This is a genomic window from Uliginosibacterium flavum (assembly GCF_040566545.1).
GTDB lineage: Bacteria > Pseudomonadota > Gammaproteobacteria > Burkholderiales > Rhodocyclaceae > Uliginosibacterium > Uliginosibacterium flavum.
Genome location: NZ_JBEWZI010000003.1, coordinates 312,008 through 329,785, shown reverse-complemented (window position 1 = coordinate 329,785; position 17,778 = coordinate 312,008). Strand labels below are relative to the sequence as shown.

Here is a 17,778-nt window from a genome sequence, read left to right as displayed (position 1 = left end):
GACTTGGCAGTATGATTCTGGTCTTGCACGCCACCCCCGATCACCGGAACTCGCCATGAGCAGCCCGATTACCGTTGGCATCACCGCAGATCCCTTTGTCACCTTGCTGGCCGCTGCCGCGATTCGCGCCGGGCAGGCCGTTGCTGCCGGTTACGCGGAAGCCGATCGGCTGCACGCCCAGCATGCCGGCGACCGGCGTGAACGTGCCGACGCGCAAGCCCAAGCCTCGCAACAAGGCACGGCGGCACTCGAACAAGCCGCCACCGAGGCTGAAACCAGGCTGGCGCAGCTCGCCAGTCTGGGGGCGTGTCTGGGCGCCGGCGAGCGCATCACCGCCAGCCAGCCGGTGCGCCCGCAGGCCACGGATCAGGCCAGTCTGGCTGCCTATGTGCGGGCGCTGGAATCGCTAGGCGCCGAGTTGCAGAACATCCTGCTGACCGAAGCCGGCCAGCGCAGCGCCGACACAGCCGGGCTGGGCGAGGCGCTGAGTGAATTCATGCACCTGCCGGACGAAGCGGCGCGCACGCCTTCCACCCGCTTGCTGGCCCGCATGGCGCATCTGGGCGAAGTGCCGGCCGAGCTGGCTGCGCTGGCGCAGGAGTTCGACGCCTGCCTGCCTGGCGAGCGAGCCGATCTGCTTGCCAGCGAATTGCGCCTGCGCGTGCAGCAGCACCTGCGCGCCGAGCAGGAACGCGCGGTGCACGAAGCCACGGCAGTGGTCATCGAACAGTCGCTGAAGGATCTGGGCTACGCGCTGGAAAGCGTGGCCCACACCTTGTACGTGGAAGGCGGCGTGGTGCATTTCAGCCGCCCCGGCTGGGGCGATTACATGGTCCGCATGCGCCTGGACTTCAAGAAAATGGGCGCCAACTTCAATGTCATCCGTGCCGTGGACGAAGGCAACAACGCCCGCAGTGTGGCCGATCACCTCGCCGAAGATCGCTGGTGTTCCGAATTCCCGGCGCTGATCTCTGCGCTGGAAGCCAAAGGTGTGATGTTCAACGTGACGCGTCGTGTCGAGCCCGGCGACCTGCCGGTGCAACTCGTCGAGCGCAGCAAGCTGCCGCGTTTTGGCGAGGAAGAGGAAGGCAGGCGGAGCGCCGCGCCGCAGGCCCGGAGTTTGCCGAGTAAGTGAAGGCTGCCTGAAGAACGGCCAGCATCGCGGTTCTTCAGGCGTGCGTGCCACGGAAATCACGAAGCCGTGCCCGAACGGCTCCTTCCCCTTTTCAGGGGGAAGGCTGGGATGGGGGTTGTCACGTCCAACAAGGCATTTCCCTGGTTTGACGTTTTTACCCCCTCCCTCGCCCTCCCTCTTAAAGAGGGAGGGAATGTTCGGGCCTACCGACTTCAGCGCAAGGGAGGCTTGCTCTTCAACGTGGGATCTACAAAGCCGTTGAAGCATGGCGTGATTGTTCAAAGCGATATTTTGAGATTAACACCAGCCTGAAGAACGGCCAGCAGCGCGGCTCTTCAGGCATTCAATTCAGCAACTGAATCAAACTTCAGGAAACCCCGATGTCCTACACCGAACCGCGCTGGCTTTCCGATCTGCAACGTCTGCTGGCGATCCGCTCGCAGTTCGTCATCTCCGGCAACATCCGCGACAGCTTCCTTGTGCCGCTGGCTGGCAGCCCGAGTCTGGTGCCGCTGCTGCGTGCGCTGTGGGAGAAGCTCAAGGCGCAGGGCTATCGTTGCCTGCTGGTGTATGACCCGGTCGATGGCCTGCGCGTGTATCCGAACGAAGTCGAATCGCGCGAGCTGGCCGAGCGCTTGTTCGATCTGAAACTCGCCAACGGCAGCCAGCTCGTCAGCCTCGAAACCCTCACGGGCGTGATGAAGAATCTCGTCGGTCAGCGTGAAGCGCGTTGCGCCTTGCTGGTCGATTTCGCCTCGCGCCTGACGCGTCAGGCCGATCACCTGTCGGAAGCCGAACACCGTTTCTTCGTCGCCGCCGAAAAGCTCTCGCTCAACGCCGCCGCTGTGGTGCCAAAGGATGGCGGGCCGCTGCTCTTCAACCCGATCCTGTGGCTACTCAATCGCCCGCAGGATCTGCCGTCCTGGTTCGCGCTGGATAGCGAACGCGTCGCCAGCCTGATCATCTCGCGCCCCGATTTCGAGACCCGCGCCGCCGCTGCGCTCCAGCTTGCGCCGCTGTTCGCCGGCCATGCCGAGGCTGACGCCGCCACCCGCAGCAAGCTGATCCAGCGCTTTGCCGAAGGCACCGAAGGCATGACGCTCTCGGCGCTGGCCGACATCACCGAACTCGCCAGCCGGCAGGCGCTGGGCCTCGCCGCCATCGACGACGCGGTGCGCTGCTACAAGGTCGGTGCGCTCGACAACCCCTGGCGCAAGGACTATCTGCGCAGCCGCATCCGCGATGCGCAGGGCTTCATCGAAGAACGCGTCAAGGGCCAGCGCCGCGCCGTGGTCAAGACGCTGGACATCCTCAAGCGCTCGGTCATGGGCATGACCGGCGCCCACGCCCGTGCCGGCAACAGCCGCCCGCGCGGTGTGCTGTTCTTCGCCGGGCCCACCGGCGTCGGTAAGACCGAACTGGCCAAGACGCTTACCCAATTGGTCTTCGGCGATGAACGCGCCTACATCCGCTTCGACATGAGCGAATTCGCCGAGGAACACAGCAGCGCCCGCCTGCTCGGCGCGCCGCCCGGCTACATCGGCTTTGATGCCGGTGGCGAGCTGACCAACGCGGTGCGCGAGAAGCCTTTCTCGGTCGTGCTCTTCGACGAAATCGAAAAAGCCCACCCGCGCATCCTCGACAAATTCCTGCAGATCCTCGAAGACGGTCGCCTCACCGACGGACGCGGCGACACCGCCTACTTCTCCGAAACCATCCTCGTCTTCACATCCAATCTGGGTATCTACGTCGAGAACGAACAAGGCCAGCGCGTGCAGAACGTGCGCCCCGGCGACGCCTACGATCTGGTCGAGAGCAAGGTGCGCGGTGCGATTGGCGACTACTTCAAATACCGTCTGTCACGCCCCGAGATCCTCAACCGCATCGGCGACAACATCGTCGTCTTCGACTTCATCGCCGCCGAAGTCGCCGAACGCATCTTCGACGGCATGCTGAAGAACGTTGCCCACCGCATCGCCGAAGAACTCAAGCTCCAGCTCGCCCTGCCCGCCGAAGTGCGCGCCACCTTGCTCGGCAACTGCACGCGCGACCTGTCCAACGGCGGGCGCGGCATCGGCAACGCCCTCGAATCTGGCTTCATCAACCCGCTCTCGCGTGCGCTGTTTGAACACGATCTGGAAGGCAAGCAGCGCGTGCTGGTCGCCGGAATCAGCGAGGAAGAGAAGGTGGTGAGTTTGCGGCTGGAGCTTTCTTGAAGAGTGGATTTGTTGACGCATGCGGAATGCGTGCAATCGGCTCGGATGCGGCATTTGTAGGGTGGGCACGGTGTGCCCACGCGGCGTATGATCAGATGCCATTGACACAAAACGTGGGCTCACCGAGCCTGCCCTCTTTGACTACGTGGCTCATCACGATGGTGCCAAAATGAACATTTTTAAAGTTCTGCAGGTAGGTATTGCTAATCGCCATAACAGAGTGGATAGGATTGATGTGCTCTGCAATTCTGTTCTTAAAAACAATCCGCGCGATGTTTTCTCCCTTTGGATTTTGGCAGATGTGTACTGGCGAAACGGTAAGTTTGAGCAAGCATTGCCGTACGCAATTCGAACTTTGGAAGTAGAACCTCATGACTTCGAAGCAATTCGTATTGCAGCACAAACCTATTACGAGCGTGGAGATCATGAAGTTACATATCAATACGCAAAATCTCTTTGTTCGGCGCCAGATCCCTACATCGCTGCCAAGGCCGTTTCGAAGTATCTAAAGTATTTTGATTGGGTTAATAAAATACGATGTCTTAGGAAAAATGCTGTCAAGGAGCGAAGAAGAAAGCAACTCTCTTGCCGCAGGTGGCGGCATTGGGCGCAAGCGTATGTGGAGCAGCACGAGGCTCAGTCTTCGCTATCTTCAGATGATCTCAAGGAAAGGCCGTAACCCGGAATGCGTAGCCTCATAAGGCGGGTGGTTGACCCGCGCTGAACATTACCGCGTGGCTTACGCCTGCGGCTAACCCACCCTACAATTTTCCCCATGAAAATCTCCCTCAACAAAGCCCACTTCCCCGTCACCGTGCTCGGCCCCGGCCGGCGCATTGGCCTGTGGCTGCAGGGCTGCACGATTCAGTGCAAGGGCTGCGTGTCGCAGGACACCTGGGCGCGTGATCCGGGCCGCGACATGACGGTGGCGCGCCTGCTCAGCTGGTGTCGCGCGGTGGGCAAGGACGGGTTTGATGGGGTGACGATTTCGGGTGGCGAGCCTTTCGACCAGCCCAAGGCGCTGGCCGCGCTGCTGGATGCGCTGGCGCACTGGCGCAGCAGCGCCGGGCTGGATTTCGACATCCTGTGCTACAGCGGCTATCCGCTGGCGACGCTGGAAAAACGCCACGCCGCGATCCTGCCCAAACTCGATGCGTTGATCCCCGAACCCTATGCCGACGCGCTGCCGCTGACCCATGTCTGGCGCGGCTCGACCAATCAGAAACTGATCACCCTGAGCCCGCGCGGCGCGGCGCGCTATGCGGCGTTCATTGATCAGGCGGTGACGGCGGACAACAAGCAGATCCAGGCCAGCGTGGATCAGGGCCGCGTCTGGTACATCGGCATCCCCGGCCGCGGCGACATGGCCGCGCTGGAAGCGCGATGCGCAGAGCAGGGGATTGGCTTTGATGAGGTTTCTTGGCGGCAGTGAACAAGTAGGGTGGGTTCGCGAAGCAACCCACCGTGAGGCGTGCCAAGTGCGGCGGTGGGTTGTCGCTACGCTCCGAACCCACCCTACGGCTTTGCGCGGAGCAGGGGATTGGTTTTGATGAGGCTTCGTGGCGGCGGTGAGTTCCGGGCGGGCGAGTTCCGGACGCCATGTTTTTGGCCGTCGTTCCCGCGTAGGCGGGAATCCAGTGTCTTGCGAAATGCCACTGGATTCCCGCTCCCCGTTCAAGCCGGGGGCAGGCTCCGCGAGAATGACGGGATTGGGTGGTAGAGGGTGCCTGTAGAGCGGCCACTGGTGCGGCTCTTCAGGCATGTTGGTTCGCAAGTGACCCACCATGGGTCTTGCCCAAAACGGCTCCTTCCCCCTCTCAGGGGGAAGGCTGGGATGGGGGTTATTTCGCTCAACAAGGCGTGTCCCCGGTTTGACGCATTTACCCCCACCCTCGCCCGCGCTCTGCGCCCCACTGCCGGGATTGCACTGTCGGCCGGCTACGCAAGCGGGAGGCGTACCTCCCGAATTCCTTGCTTCGCCCCTTAAAAGGGGAGGGAATGCTCAGGCCGATCTCTGCGAGCTCCGAGTTTGTTGCGGACATCAGTGCATCTTCGACGAAATGCCGGCCTTGGGCGACAATATGCACATGACGACTGAGCTTACCCCATCTGCCGAATACCACCGCCCTTGCCCCAGCTGCGGCATAGCCAATCCGCCGGAGGTGATGCGTTGTGCCTGCGGGGCGCTGCTGGCAGGGGTGGATCTGGTGCGCACGGCGGCGGCTGCGCCGGTGCTGGCCGAAGCGCCAGCGGAAGTCGCCACCCGCAGCGACGCGGCAACGCGTTTGTGTCCCTTTGAGGATTGCGGTCAGCCCAACGCGGCTGACAGCGAAACCTGCGTCTATTGCAATCGCCCGCTGGGCAGCCCCGCGCCCGCCGAAATCAGCCACGCCAGCCTGATCAGTTTGCCGCCGCAGCTGGCCGGGCGTTATCGCATTCTGCGGCCTTTCCCCTCGCGCGGCTCGGAAGCGGAAATCCTGCTGGTGGAGCCGCTGGGCGGCGGCGCGCCGGTGGTGGCCAAGCTGTATCGCGCTGGCATTCTGCCCAAGAGCGAGGTGCAGGCGCGCCTCGCCAAGATTGATCCGCGCAGCTGCGTGCGGGTGTTTGAGGCTGGCGTCGGCGGCGGCCACGCCTGGGAGGTGATGGAGTATTGCGCCTTCGGCTCGCTGCGTGATCGCCTGCAGGCCGGGCGACTGCCGCCCGAAGTATTCCAGACTGTGGTCAGCGAACTGGCACAGGCGCTGGCCGCCACCCATGCCCAGGGCATCGTGCACCGCGATCTGAAGCCGGAAAACGTGCTGGTGCGCTGCGAAGCGCCGCTGGATCTGGTGCTGACCGATTTCGGCATCGCCTCGGTGCTGGAGGCTACGCAGTGCTTCACCGGCATGGCGCGTACCCTGCTGTATGCCGCGCCCGAGAGTCTCTCCGGCGTGATCGATGCCAAGGCCGATTACTGGGCGCTGGGCATGATCCTGCTGGAGGCGGCGCAGGGCACGCACCCGTTCGCGGGCTTGTCCGATGCGGTGATCCTGCATCATCTGAGCACGCGTAGCATCGAACTCGGCGCCATCGACGACCCCAATCTGCGCAAGCTGCTGCGGGGCCTGCTGCTGCGCGACCCGCGCCGGCGCTGGGGCCAAGCCGAACTCAAACGCTGGCTGGCGTATGACCCAATGCTAGTGGAGCCGGTTGAGCAACAGCCGGGGCTGGCTGGTGCCGCGCCCTATCATCTGGGTAAAGACATCTGTCAGTCGCCGGAGCAGCTCGGCATCGCGCTGAGCCGCAACTGGCTGGCGGGCGTCAGCGATCTGCTGAATGGTCAGCTGCGCGCCTGGTTCCGCGATGCGCAGAAAGATCAGAACACCGTGCGCCTGCTGCACGATCTGCAACACGAGCGTCAGCTGACGCCGGACATGCAGCTGCTGCAGCTGATCTTGCATCTGGCCCCCGGCATTCCACCGGTATGGCGTGGCGAGAACATCGAGCCGCGCGCCATTCTCAATCGTGCGGCACAGGCGCTCAAGGGCGATCAGGCCGCCGGGCGCTGGCTGGTCGAGATCTATCAGGAACGCGTGCTGGACGCCTATGTGAAAGCCGGTCATCCGGAACTCACGGATCTGGCGAAGCGCTGGTACGGCGCCTGCGACGCCTTCGCCGCGCGCTGGAAGGCGCGCATGAGCTGGCTCAAGGATGTGGCGCGCGCGCACAACGGCCTCGGCCTGCAAAGCGTGGAAGAGGCGCTATATGGCAGCGAGCCTTTGCAGCCGACCCTGATGACGCTGCTGCCGCGCATGCTGGCGCTGATTTACGACCGGGGCTGGGCGGCGCGCCTGCGCGATCAGCTTGCCACGGAAGTCGCGCAACTCGCCAGTCAGTCGCCCTGGCTAGCTGAGCTGGGCGATACGCGCACGCTGGATAGCACCGATCTGCTGGTCCTCGAAGGCCTGCTGCCGGACGCGCGCAAGGCGACCGCACGGGCGCAGCAGTTCGAACAGGCGCAGCGCGAGCAGGACGCCGCGGAGCTGCAGGGCGTGACGCGTGAAACCAGCGAAATCCTCGGCCGCCTGCGCCAGCACGCGAACCATCGTTTCTTCACGACCACGGTGCGTGAAGGGCTCGCCAGCGATCTGGCCGATCTGGATCGGCTGCTGGCCCGAGTGCGCAGCCAGGGCGACAGCCGCAGCGACTGGCAGGCCTTGCGCAAACGCCTCGGGCGTACGGAATCGCTCGCCAATCGCCTGCAAACGCATGTCGATGACCATGCCGAGCGCGCCGCGATCAGCTCCGGCTGGTTCAGTCAGGAGGTGCTGGGTGCTTATTTCCTGGCGCTGTTCCTGCTGCCGATCTGGTTTGGCCGCAGCGTGCTGACCATCGCGCTGGGCGTGGGGCTGATCATCGTCCTGTGGCGCTGGCTGCCGCTGCTGACGACGATGCGCAAGGTGCGGGATTTGCTGGATGAGATTTGACGCGGCATGCCCGAACATTCCCTCCCCCTTTTAAGGGGGAGGGCGAGGGAGGGGGTAAAAGCGTGAAACGGAGGGCAGGCCATGTTGAGCGAGACAACCCCCATCCCAGCCTTCCCCCTGAAAAGGGGAAGGAGCCGGTTTGTCACTGGTTCAAGCAGGCCGCTCGCCATCGCATGTCAGTGCCTCAGCGATCTTCTGCATCACGCCTTCAATGTTTTCCAGCACCTCATTGTTCCAGAAGCGGATGACGTGAAAGCCCGCTTGCTCGATTTGATGTGTGCGAACTGCATCGTAATCAAGCGCTTCGGCGTGCTGTCCTCCGTCCAGTTCAATAACGAGACGTGCCTGGATGCAGGCGAAATCGACAATGTAGTTCCCAACCGGATGTTGTCGACGAAAACGTGGTTCGTCGGGAAACTGCTCGCGAAGCGCGCGCCAGAGAAGTCGTTCGGCGAGCGTCATGTCGAGGCGCAAGGCGCGGCTGCGGGTGGTGGTGGAAGGTTTGAGACGGAGCATGCAGACAAGCATATGTCAGGCGTCTGCTTTCCGAATTTGTTCACAAGGGAAATGGGCGCATACGGATCCCCTCCCCTTTTCAGGGGGAGGGTTAGGGTAGGGGTGGTCAAAACGTCAAATCGACAGACATGCCTTGTTGAGCGTGAGAACCCCCATCCCAGCCGGAGGGTCGAGTTTGCACACTCGACCCGCTTTGACGGCGCAAGGCAGTGCCTTGCGAATTCCCGTCTCAGCCCCCTGAAAGAGGGAGGGGATGTTCAGGCCTGCCGATTGCAGTGAGTGGGAATGCAAGCCCGCATTTTTACAGCAAGATCCTTCTGAACATCCCAGCCAATCAACATACAATTAGCTGAAACCCATCCGGAGAGTCCCATGGCCGCACCCCTCGTCATCGCCCGCAGTGGCGACACTGAAATTGCCCTGTTGCCCCAGTTTGCCAACCGTCACGGCCTGATCACCGGCGCCACTGGCACCGGCAAGACCGTCACCCTGCAGAAGCTGGCCGAATCCTTCGCCAATATCGGCGTGCCGGTCTTCATGGCCGATGTGAAGGGCGACCTGTCCGGCCTTGGCGCCAGCGGCGAACTCAAGCCCAAGCTGCAGGAACGCCTAGCCATGCTCGGCGTGAAGGACTGGGAGCCGGGCAAGTTCATGACCACGCTGTGGGACGTGTTCGGCGAGCAAGGCCATCCGGTGCGCGCGACGATTTCGGACATGGGCCCGCTGCTCATCGGGCGCCTGCTGGCGCTGAACGAAACCCAGGCCGGCGTGCTGCAGATCGTGTTCAAGGTGGCCGATGACAACGGCTTGCTGCTGCTGGATCTGAAAGATCTGCGCGCCATGGTGCAGTGGATCGGCGAGAACGCGCGCGAGCTGACCACCAAATACGGCAACGTCTCCGCTGCCAGCATCGGCGCCATCCAGCGCGGCCTGCTGACGCTGGAAGAGCAGGGCGCCGACAAGTTCTTCGGCGAGCCGATGCTCAACATCATGGACCTGATGCAGACCGACGCGCAGGGCCGTGGCGTGATCAACATCCTCGCTGCCGACAAGCTGTATAACGCACCCAAGCTCTACGCCAGCTTCCTGCTGTGGATGCTTGCCGAGCTGTTCGAGCAATTGCCCGAAGCCGGTGATCTGGACAAGCCCAAGCTGGTCTTCTTCTTCGACGAAGCCCACCTGCTGTTCAACGACGCGCCCGCTGCGCTGCTCGAAAAAATCGAACAGGTCGTGCGCCTGATCCGCTCCAAGGGCGTAGGCATTTACTTCGTCACCCAGAACCCGCTCGACGTGCCCGACTCCGTGCTCGGTCAGCTCGGCAACCGCGTCCAGCACGCCTTGCGCGCCTTCACCCCGCGCGACCAGAAGGCCGTCAAGGTCGCCGCTGAAACCATGCGAGCGAATGCCAAGTTCAGCACCGAAGCGGCGATCACCGAACTCGGTGTGGGCGAGGCGCTGATCTCCTTTCTCGACGCCAAAGGCACGCCCTGCATCGTCGAGCGCGCCTTCGTGCTGCCGCCAGCTTCACGCATCGGCCCGATGAGTGCTGACGAGCGCAATGCGGCGATCAACAACTCGCTGGTGTATGGCGCCTACGAAGAAGCGCTGGACCGCGAATCCGCGTATGAAAAGCTGCGTGCAGCCCCGTCGGTAAGCGGCGCGCAGCAAGGCTCTGCAGGCAGTGTTCCCGGACAGGCCCAGTCCGCGCCGCAGGACGAAGGGGGTGGTCTGTTGGGCGGGCTGGGCGGCGCGCTCGGCGGCTTCCTCTTCGGCAAGACCGGCCCGCGCGGCGGCCAGCATGACGGCCTGGCGCAGATGGCAGCGAAATCCATGACGCGGACGATTGGCAGCGCCGTCGGGCGCGAGATCGTGCGCGGGATGCTGGGGTCGATTCTGGGGGGGAGAAGGCGGTGAAGAAGTGCTGAGCGCTGAGGATTGAGTGCTGAGGAAAACCGGCAGGCATCGCGCTTGAGACGCTCTGCGCCGGGTTTTGCTCAAGATAGGCAGGAGGGACGCAAAAGCGTCCGCACAGGCGTTACCACGCGGAGCGTGGTAACGATTAAATGCGCTCGTTCGGGAACATTATCGTGTCAATACAAAGCTCAAATTTTGCGGCAATGTTGCTTCTGTCGGAGATCAATCTGCAGTGCCACACGATTGCTCGTGCCGCTGAAAAACTACACGAAAGCGCGGAACACTGGATTACGTTAGGAAAAGGAATCGACGATCAGAAGAAAGCACCACCAATCGAAATCGTCATGTGGTGCTCTGCATGCCTATCTGCAGCAGTGGCAATTCGTAGGCTTTTGTTTTTGAATGGTCAGAAAAATAAAAGTGTGGTCAAAAAGCGCTGTAAAGCACTCATGGATATTTTAGGAAATCCACTACTGCCAATCTTAAGCTCAGCAGAGGTTCGCAACTCTTGGGAGCACCTTGACGAGCGACTAGATGATTTGCTGTCCAGCTCCCCGCACGTGTTTACTGCTATCACGCCTATCCACGTAGAGGTGAAGCAACCAGATCCAAAGGTCTTCGTTTTGCGTCACTTTGATCCATTATGCATGGAGATCAAATACGGCCCAGATACAATCCCCCTCGTCCCTCTTGCGAATGAAGTCAAAGAACTTTCCGGCTTTGTGGCGGTTGCATTTAAACGGCTTCAATCTCAGCATTGTGATATTTACGGATCGCTTACGGCGTCACCATCCCATTCGGTATCAGGGCATCAATAAAACCTTTCGGTGCAATTCGCTACGCTCATTGACACCCTACGAAAATCCGCCCTTTCACGCCTTTGATCGCCATGCCCTACACCCTCGCGCCCACCACCGAAGCCTACTTCCCCGGCCTGCACCGTGCGCTGGATATCGTGGCGCGTGAGCGCAAATATCTGGCCTTCCTGCAGGCGCCGCCTTTCGAGGTTTCGCTGCCGTTCTATCGCAACATCGTGGCGAATGATCTGTGCCAGTTCGTCGCGCTGCAGGGCGAGGAGGTGGTGGGCTGGTGCGATGTGCTGCCTTGCCCGATGCCGGTGCGCACGCATGTGGGGCATCTGGGCATCGGCCTGATTCCGTCGGCGCGCCATCAGGGCCTCGGCGCGCGGCTGATGGAAGCCACGCTGGCCAAGGCGCAGGCCAAAGGCCTGACGCGCATCGAGCTGGTGGTGCGCTGTGACAACCCGAGTGCGCAGGCGCTGTATGAGCGTTTCGGTTTCATCGCCGAGGGCGTGCAGCGGCGCGGCAACTGCATTGAGAGCGAGTACATCGATACGCTGGCGATGGCCTTGTTGTTTTAAGGCGGCGTTGCATGTTTCTGAATGGATGCAAGCACTCCGAAAAACGTCATTCCGGACTTGATCCGGAATCCAGAGGAGGGTGGCGAAAGGCTCTGGATTCCGGATCAAGTCCGGAATGACGGGGGCGGAGGTCCGGCATTTGCGAGGCACTACTATCGGCGTAGCTGGCCCTGCCTGGTGAGCCGCACTGCGCTTGCCTATGCAGGCAGCGTTGCTCGCTCAGTCAATACCAGCATGACTTTTCAGGCAGGCTACTTCAAGGCTGGCGTCAGCAGCCGGTAAGCCACTAGCAAGGGTTCCTGCCCTTCATCGGCGCGGATCACAAACTCCTCTGTCGCCGGACCGTTCGCGTAGGCCGTCTTATAGGTCAACGTGACGCGTCGCCCCTCCACTTTCGTCGCCGTCCGCTCCGCGCCTTTAACCTCGCCCAGAGTGCGGCGCACTTTTTGCAGGTAGCTCACGAAATCCTGCTGCGACTGAGCTTGCTGCAGTTCCCTGGCCGCGTGGCCATAGATCCCCGCGAAATCGCCGCCCATCAAGGACATATGAAATTGCGGCACCGCCTGCTCGGCCTGATCCGGATCGGCCGGCTTGGCGCAGCCCGCCAGCACACAAACGGCCAAGATCGCCCACACGATTTTCCACATTCCAGACTCCCCAAAAAAGTCGGGCTGATCGCCCGTCCGCAGTTTCCCACATGCGCACGAGCGCCGCTTTCGCAGTGCAACCGGCCCGACAGACGATTCACCTGCAATAGCGCAATCCGGATCAAGTCAGATCATCTTCAAAAATATACCCTTAGCCGGGCTTTTCCCGCTGGTAGCTTCATGCGCGCGCATTGCCTAGCCCCGGCTGGATTGCGGGTTCAAACACAAAATTGAAAACAGAGCGGAACGTGACGTGCAGCAAAGCTGCCCGTGACCACACCGCCAAACCAGGAGACAAATATGAAACTCAGTATCGTTCTGGGCGCCTTCGCGCTCGCCCTGTCAGGCAGCGTCTTCGCTGCCAGTGACGCGCCTTCGGGCTGGACCAAATGCGCCCAGGTCGGCCAGACCTGCAGCAGCATGGTTGGCACCCACCAGGTGGCAATCGGCAAGTCCGGCGTCTTCGCCTACAAGACGCTAACCGGCAGCTTCGCCTGCACACTGGCCGACTTCTCCGGCGCACCGAGCAACTCGGCCTGGTGCTCCTACAACCCGGCCGTGGCGAGCAGCTCGTCCAGCTCCTCGTCCAGTTCCTCCTCTAGTTCGAGTAGTTCTTCCAGCTCAAGCTCCAGTAGCTCATCGAGTTCCAGCAGCAGCTCAAGCTCAAGCAGTTCTTCAAGCTCCAGCAGCAGCTCCTCCAGCTCCGGTGGCACCGCTGCCATCAAGATCTTCATCGCCGGCGACTCCACCGCCAGCGTCTATGACGCCAGCCGCTATCCGCGTATGGGTTGGGGCCAGACCTTCCAGCAGTATTTCAGCAGCTCCGCCACCGTAGTCGATCTGGCCAAATCCGGCGCCAGCACCACCAGCTTCCTCAGCACCACGAATTACACCAGCATCAAGAGCCAGATCAAGGCCGGCGACTACTTCCTGATCCAGTTCGGGCATAACGACGAGAACGGCAATCCAGCCGCCACGACCTTCAAGACCACGCTGAAGACCTACGTCGACTATGCCATCAGCAAGGGCGCCCATCCGATCCTGATCACCCCGGTGACGCGTCGCACCTTCGCGACCGACGGCTCGGGCACGATGAAGAACAGCCACATCACCACCGCTGGCGGCGACTATCCGCAAGCCGTGCGCGAGCTGGGCACGAGCATGGGCGTACCGGTTATCGATCTGACCGCACGCAGCATGACTTTCTTCACCGGCGTCGGTGACACAGGTTCCAAGGCCTACTTCCTGTATGTGCTCGCCTCGGAAGGCTATCCCGGCTACACCTCGAACACGACCGACAACACCCACTTCCGCGAGAAGGGTGCAGTAGCCGTCGGCAAGCTGGTGGTGGACGGCATCCGCACACTCAACTCACCGCTGGTGCAATACCTGAAATAAGTGCGCATGCGCGGCAAGCGGATCGATGCAAGTCGTTCCGCAAGCCGCCTGAACGCAAGAACAAAAGGCCGCACTTGCGGCCTTTTGTCATCCCAGACCCGGAAACCGCAGCGGAATGGTGGGCGCATTACATCCTTGACGCCTTAGAATGCAGGGCTTCAAGAAAGGCTCCTTCGCGAGCACTCACCAACACATCAAGCAAGGAGCAAGCGTCATGGGCGCGCAGTGGAAAGCAAAGCATAAAGACATCGCCGCGAATGTCAGGGGCCGCGTCTTCGGCAAGCTGGTCAAGGAAATCCTCGTCGCCGCCCGCGGTGGCGCCGATCCGGCGATGAATTCGCGCCTGCGCCTCGCCGTGGAGCAGGCGCGCAAGGCGTCCATGCCCAAGGACACGCTGGAACGCGCGATCAAGCGCGGCGCCGGCCTGACCGACGAACCGGTCAATTTCGAGCAGGTCATCTACGAAGGCTTCGCGCCGCATCAGGTCGCCGTGATGGTCGAATGCCTGACCGACAACGTGCGCCGCACCGCACCCGAAATGCGCGTGCTGTTCCGCAAGGGTCAGCTTGGCGCATCGGGCGCCGTGGCCTGGGATTTCGACCACCTCGGCATGATCGAAGCCGAGCCGACCGCCAAAGGCATCGACCCCGAAGAAGCCGCCATCGAAGCCGGCGCCCAGGATCTGGAGGCAGGTGAAGAAGAAGGCACGACGCTGTTCTACACCGACCCGAGCGAGCTCGATCTGGTCAGCAAGGCGCTCGCCACGCACGGCTTCAACGTGCTGTCCGCCAAGCTCGGCTACAAGGCCAAGAACCCCGTCAGCGCCGCCAGCCTGAGCGCTGAGGCGCTGGAAGAAGTCGAAGCCTTCCTCGCTGCGATTGACGAGAACGACGATGTGCAGAATGTGTATGTGGCGTTGACGGATTAAAGCTGTTCGGCCGCCAGCGCCGCCACCTTGGTACGCAGCTCTGGCACCGGGTAAAACTCATACGCTTTGCCACGTTTGGCTTTGATGAACAGCCCGAGGGACTCGAGATCCAGCAGGTCTGCGCGGGCGGTCTGATAGACGACGCCATGAGTATTCTGGTGCGCATCGATACGCAGCGCGGCTTCGGGGTGTTTGAGGGCGCTTTGAAGCAGACCTATCTGGCGGTGGTTAAGCCGGAAGCGCAGCTGTGGCGTATTGCTGGCCAACAAGCGTTCGGCATCCTGCTTTTCGGCCGTTTTACGTGCGATGTACTCATGCAGCGCAGAGATGGCGCGACGGATGGTCGTGAGCTGGTGGAGCAGAAAATAAGTGGCGTCTCCGTAATCTGTCTCGGTATGCAGGTAAGCGCGAACGTATTTTGCGGGCGCCAGCTTGATGATGTGCGAGATCGACACGAATTCCATCAGCCAGTAACCGCTGCGTGCCATGGCCCAGTAGAACAGGGCACGTGCAGTACGGCCATTGCCATCCACAAAAGGATGGTCGTAGCCGATCATGAAGTGCAACAGGATGGCGCGTAGCACCGGATGCACGAAGGGCGCCGTGTCTTCGCCAGCGTTGGCGAAAGCGCATAGCGCCTCAAGCCGCTTCGGCAGGTCCTGAAAATCGGGTGGCGAATGCAGGATGCTGCCATCCCGCTGATCAATCACATCCACATCGTTGCTGGTCCGCAGGCGCCCCGCATCGTCCGGGTTTTCGAGTGTGTCGAGCGTCAGGATGCGATGCAGCTCAAGCACGCGGGCAGGCGTGATCGGCTCCTCGCGCAGCTCCCGCAGATGTTCCATCGCGCGGTAATTGTTGTAGATCATCTGCTCGCCGTGATCACGCGGTCGCCGCCCTTCGCGCAGCATGCCAGCGGCCACCTTGCGGGTCGTCGCGGCACCTTCGATCTGGCTGGAGGTAATGGCTTCTTCGATAAGCGAGGCGAGCAGATAGGGCTGCCTGTTCTCATGGATTGAAGCCCCTTCGGGCGCGCGAATCTGCCCAGCCGCATCGCGGTCGATGTGGTGCAGGTCGATCAACACCGGCTGCGGCGTGGCGAAGCGAAAGGGCTCTCCGTTTTTGTCTTGCAACGGCAATAACTGCAGCAAGGGCGTGCGCCCCAAGCTTGTAGCCGCCCACCACTGCTCGTGGCTCAGCCCTTCAGGCGGAGTCCGGTAACGCAGCTCTTCGTGATGCAGGTAGCGTCCTGCAGGCAAAGGATTGGCGTGCTGAGCCAGCAAGCGGAGGGCATCAGGCTCGTTCAGTGAGGACAGTATCTCGTGCAGAGAGGGGGGGGGGCGAGGAATACGCATTTTTCTACTAACTTAGTGCTTAATTAGTAGGAAATTAGCACTTCAGACAATAGTCGTCTACTAAATCAATAGTGAATTAGTAAACGTTCAGGCGCTTTGCAAGATTGCAACACTTAATCTACTCAGGTCTTGGCGATTTCCGTGGCCTCCCCCGACCCCGAACAAGCCCCCCGCCCGTTTCATCCCCATGCCCCGTACCGCATCCCTGTGCAAAACCAGGCTTGACACATGGCAGACGGCCCCCCAATCTTTCACGGCTCAGGCAGGCGCGTATGGAACCATTTTCAATCTAAGCTCACCAATGCCGACAAACCAAAGGCACTCCACAGCCAAGCACTCTGCCGGCAAAAAAAGGATTCAACATGCTCAGCCGTATCGCCCCGGGTTTAAGGTGGGGTGCATTCTGTGTCTCCCTCATCCTGTGCGGATGCAAAGCCGTGGGGCCGGATTACAAGACGCCAAAACTCTCGGAAACCGAGCTTCCTCAGCGCTGGACCTCGCCGACAGGCAAAGCCGCCGCAACGGCGCCTCAAGCCGCCGCCGCGCAGTGGTGGGCCGAGCTTGCTGACCCGGCCCTGAACGATCTGGTCAACGAAGCCTTCAGCAACAGTCCGACGCTCGAAGCCGCCTTGGCCCGCCTCAATGAATCGCGCGCCGCGCATGCCCAGGCGAGCGGCGCGGCCCTGCCAGGGCTAGGCGCCAGCGCGGCCGGACAACGCGCAGATTCAGGCCCCGACTCGGCGCCGTCCAACAGCGGCTGGCTGTCGCTGAATTCAAGCTGGGAATTGGACTTGTTCGGCGCCGTGCGTCGTGGCAGCGAAGGCGCGGCGGCGCGCGAAGAAGCCCAGCTCGCCACCCTTGCCGATGCCCGCGTGAGTCTGGCCGCCGATGTGGCCGATGCTTACCTGAGCTACCGCGCCTGCCAGTCGCAAGAAACTCTCAGCGAACAGGATCTGTCCTCCCGCGAAGCCACCCGCAAACTCACCGCGGACAGCGCCGAGGTCGGCTTCACTGCGCCTTATCTGGCCATCCGCAGTGCGGCCTCGGTGGCTGAAGCCAAAACCCGCCTCAGCGACAGCCGCTCGCAGTGCCAGCAACTGGAGAATCTGATCACCCGCCTGAGCGGCATCGCCCGGCCGACTCTGGCCAAGCTGCTGGCCCAGGCGCCCACCGGCCTGAACCGCCTGCCCGAGCCCCGCCATTTTGACGTTGCCATTCCCGCCCAGGCCGTGATGCAGCGCCCCGACGTGCGCGCCGTGGAACGCTCGCTCGCCGCCGCCTCGGCCGATGTCGGGCTAGCCGAAGCGGATCGCTTCCCGCGCATCGCCCTCAATGGCGAACTCGGCTATTCAAGCAACGGCAGCAGCACTGGCGGCGGCTACCTGTCCTTCGGCTCCTGGTCATTCGGCCCCTCGATGAGCCTGCCCATCTTCGATGGCGGCCGCCGTGCCGCCGCCGTGAAATCCGCCGAATCGCGTTATGCCGAGGCGCTGGCGGCCTACAAGGCCAAGGCTCGCGAAGCCATTCAGGAAATCGAAAACGCGCTCACCCGCTACGCCGCCACCCTCGATCGCACCGAAAATGCACGCACCGCCGCCAGGCAGTACGATCAATTTTTCAAGGTCGTCGAAAACCGTTACCGCGAAGGCGCCAGCAACCTGCTGGAACTGGAAGACGCGCGGCGCACCCGCCTCGATGCCCAGCAAAGCCTGCTCAGCGTGCAGAAGGAACGCCTGCAAGCCTGGATCGCGCTGAACCGCGCGACCGGTGGCGCGGCCGACTACGCGCCCGAACCCGCCGCCCCGGGCAAATCCTCATGAAT

14 protein-coding genes are annotated in these 17,778 nt (G+C 62.1%); 11 read left to right on the top strand and 3 right to left on the bottom strand.

Going from position 1 to position 17,778, the window contains the following annotated elements; translation table 11 throughout:
• Positions 1–55: 55 nt before the first annotated feature.
• The 5 genes from ABXR19_RS04840 (at position 56) to ABXR19_RS04820 (ending at position 7,817) form a co-directional block, all read left to right on the top strand.
• A complete protein-coding gene (locus ABXR19_RS04840; protein WP_354599965.1) occupies positions 56–1,135 on the top strand; it encodes a hypothetical protein in 1,080 nt (359 codons plus the stop codon).
• Between the two features lie 380 nt (positions 1,136–1,515).
• Positions 1,516–3,351, top strand: a complete 1,836-nt coding sequence (locus ABXR19_RS04835; protein WP_354599964.1) for an AAA family ATPase — start codon at positions 1,516–1,518, stop codon at positions 3,349–3,351.
• 169 nt (positions 3,352–3,520) lie between these two features.
• Positions 3,521–4,030 carry a tetratricopeptide repeat protein gene (locus ABXR19_RS04830; RefSeq protein WP_354599963.1) on the top strand — a complete coding sequence of 170 codons (510 nt, stop codon included), beginning with the start codon at positions 3,521–3,523 and terminating at the stop codon, positions 4,028–4,030.
• Positions 4,031–4,126: 96 nt separating this feature from the next.
• A complete protein-coding gene (locus ABXR19_RS04825) occupies positions 4,127–4,783 on the top strand; it encodes a 4Fe-4S cluster-binding domain-containing protein (protein ID WP_354599962.1) in 657 nt (218 codons plus the stop codon).
• 655 nt (positions 4,784–5,438) lie between these two features.
• A complete protein-coding gene (locus tag ABXR19_RS04820; RefSeq protein ID WP_354599961.1) occupies positions 5,439–7,817 on the top strand; it encodes a serine/threonine-protein kinase in 2,379 nt (792 codons plus the stop codon).
• A gap of 150 nt (positions 7,818–7,967) precedes the next feature.
• Here the strand turns inward: ABXR19_RS04820 and ABXR19_RS04815 are convergent, their stop codons facing one another.
• Positions 7,968–8,333, bottom strand: coding sequence for an endonuclease domain-containing protein (locus ABXR19_RS04815; protein WP_354599960.1), 366 nt, complete (start codon positions 8,331–8,333; stop codon positions 7,968–7,970).
• Positions 8,334–8,705: 372 nt separating this feature from the next.
• Here ABXR19_RS04815 and ABXR19_RS04810 point away from each other — a divergent pair, with 372 nt between their 5' ends.
• The 3 genes from ABXR19_RS04810 (at position 8,706) to ABXR19_RS04800 (ending at position 11,628) form a co-directional block, all read left to right on the top strand.
• The gene (locus ABXR19_RS04810) at positions 8,706–10,247 is read left to right on the top strand and encodes a helicase HerA-like domain-containing protein (protein WP_354599959.1); all 1,542 of its coding nucleotides are present in this window, start codon (positions 8,706–8,708) and stop codon (positions 10,245–10,247) included.
• Positions 10,248–10,420: 173 nt separating this feature from the next.
• Positions 10,421–11,065: a hypothetical protein gene (locus ABXR19_RS04805; protein ID WP_354599958.1), complete on the top strand. Its 645-nt coding sequence runs from the start codon at positions 10,421–10,423 to the stop codon at positions 11,063–11,065.
• A gap of 71 nt (positions 11,066–11,136) precedes the next feature.
• Positions 11,137–11,628, top strand: coding sequence for a GNAT family N-acetyltransferase (locus ABXR19_RS04800; RefSeq protein WP_354599957.1), 492 nt, complete (start codon positions 11,137–11,139; stop codon positions 11,626–11,628).
• 251 nt (positions 11,629–11,879) lie between these two features.
• On the opposite strand, the gene ABXR19_RS04795 is transcribed toward ABXR19_RS04800, so the two are convergent.
• On the bottom strand, positions 11,880–12,275 hold the full coding sequence (locus tag ABXR19_RS04795; protein ID WP_354599956.1) for a hypothetical protein: 396 nt from the start codon (positions 12,273–12,275) through the stop codon (positions 11,880–11,882).
• Between the two features lie 300 nt (positions 12,276–12,575).
• Here ABXR19_RS04795 and ABXR19_RS04790 point away from each other — a divergent pair, with 300 nt between their 5' ends.
• Together ABXR19_RS04790 and ABXR19_RS04785 are read left to right on the top strand one after the other, a co-directional pair.
• Positions 12,576–13,673, top strand: coding sequence for a rhamnogalacturonan acetylesterase (locus ABXR19_RS04790; RefSeq protein ID WP_354599955.1), 1,098 nt, complete (start codon positions 12,576–12,578; stop codon positions 13,671–13,673).
• Positions 13,674–13,887: 214 nt separating this feature from the next.
• Positions 13,888–14,601 carry a YebC/PmpR family DNA-binding transcriptional regulator gene (locus tag ABXR19_RS04785; protein WP_354599954.1) on the top strand — a complete coding sequence of 238 codons (714 nt, stop codon included), beginning with the start codon at positions 13,888–13,890 and terminating at the stop codon, positions 14,599–14,601.
• Here the strand turns inward: ABXR19_RS04785 and ABXR19_RS04780 are convergent.
• A complete protein-coding gene (locus ABXR19_RS04780; protein ID WP_354599953.1) occupies positions 14,598–15,884 on the bottom strand; it encodes a Fic family protein in 1,287 nt (428 codons plus the stop codon). The two genes, ABXR19_RS04785 and ABXR19_RS04780, sit on opposite strands and share 4 nt — an antisense overlap.
• 434 nt (positions 15,885–16,318) lie before the next feature.
• Between ABXR19_RS04780 and ABXR19_RS04775 the strand changes: the two genes are divergently transcribed.
• On the top strand, positions 16,319–17,776 hold the full coding sequence (locus tag ABXR19_RS04775) for an efflux transporter outer membrane subunit (RefSeq protein ID WP_354599952.1): 1,458 nt from the start codon (positions 16,319–16,321) through the stop codon (positions 17,774–17,776).
• Positions 17,777–17,778 lie beyond the last annotated feature (2 nt).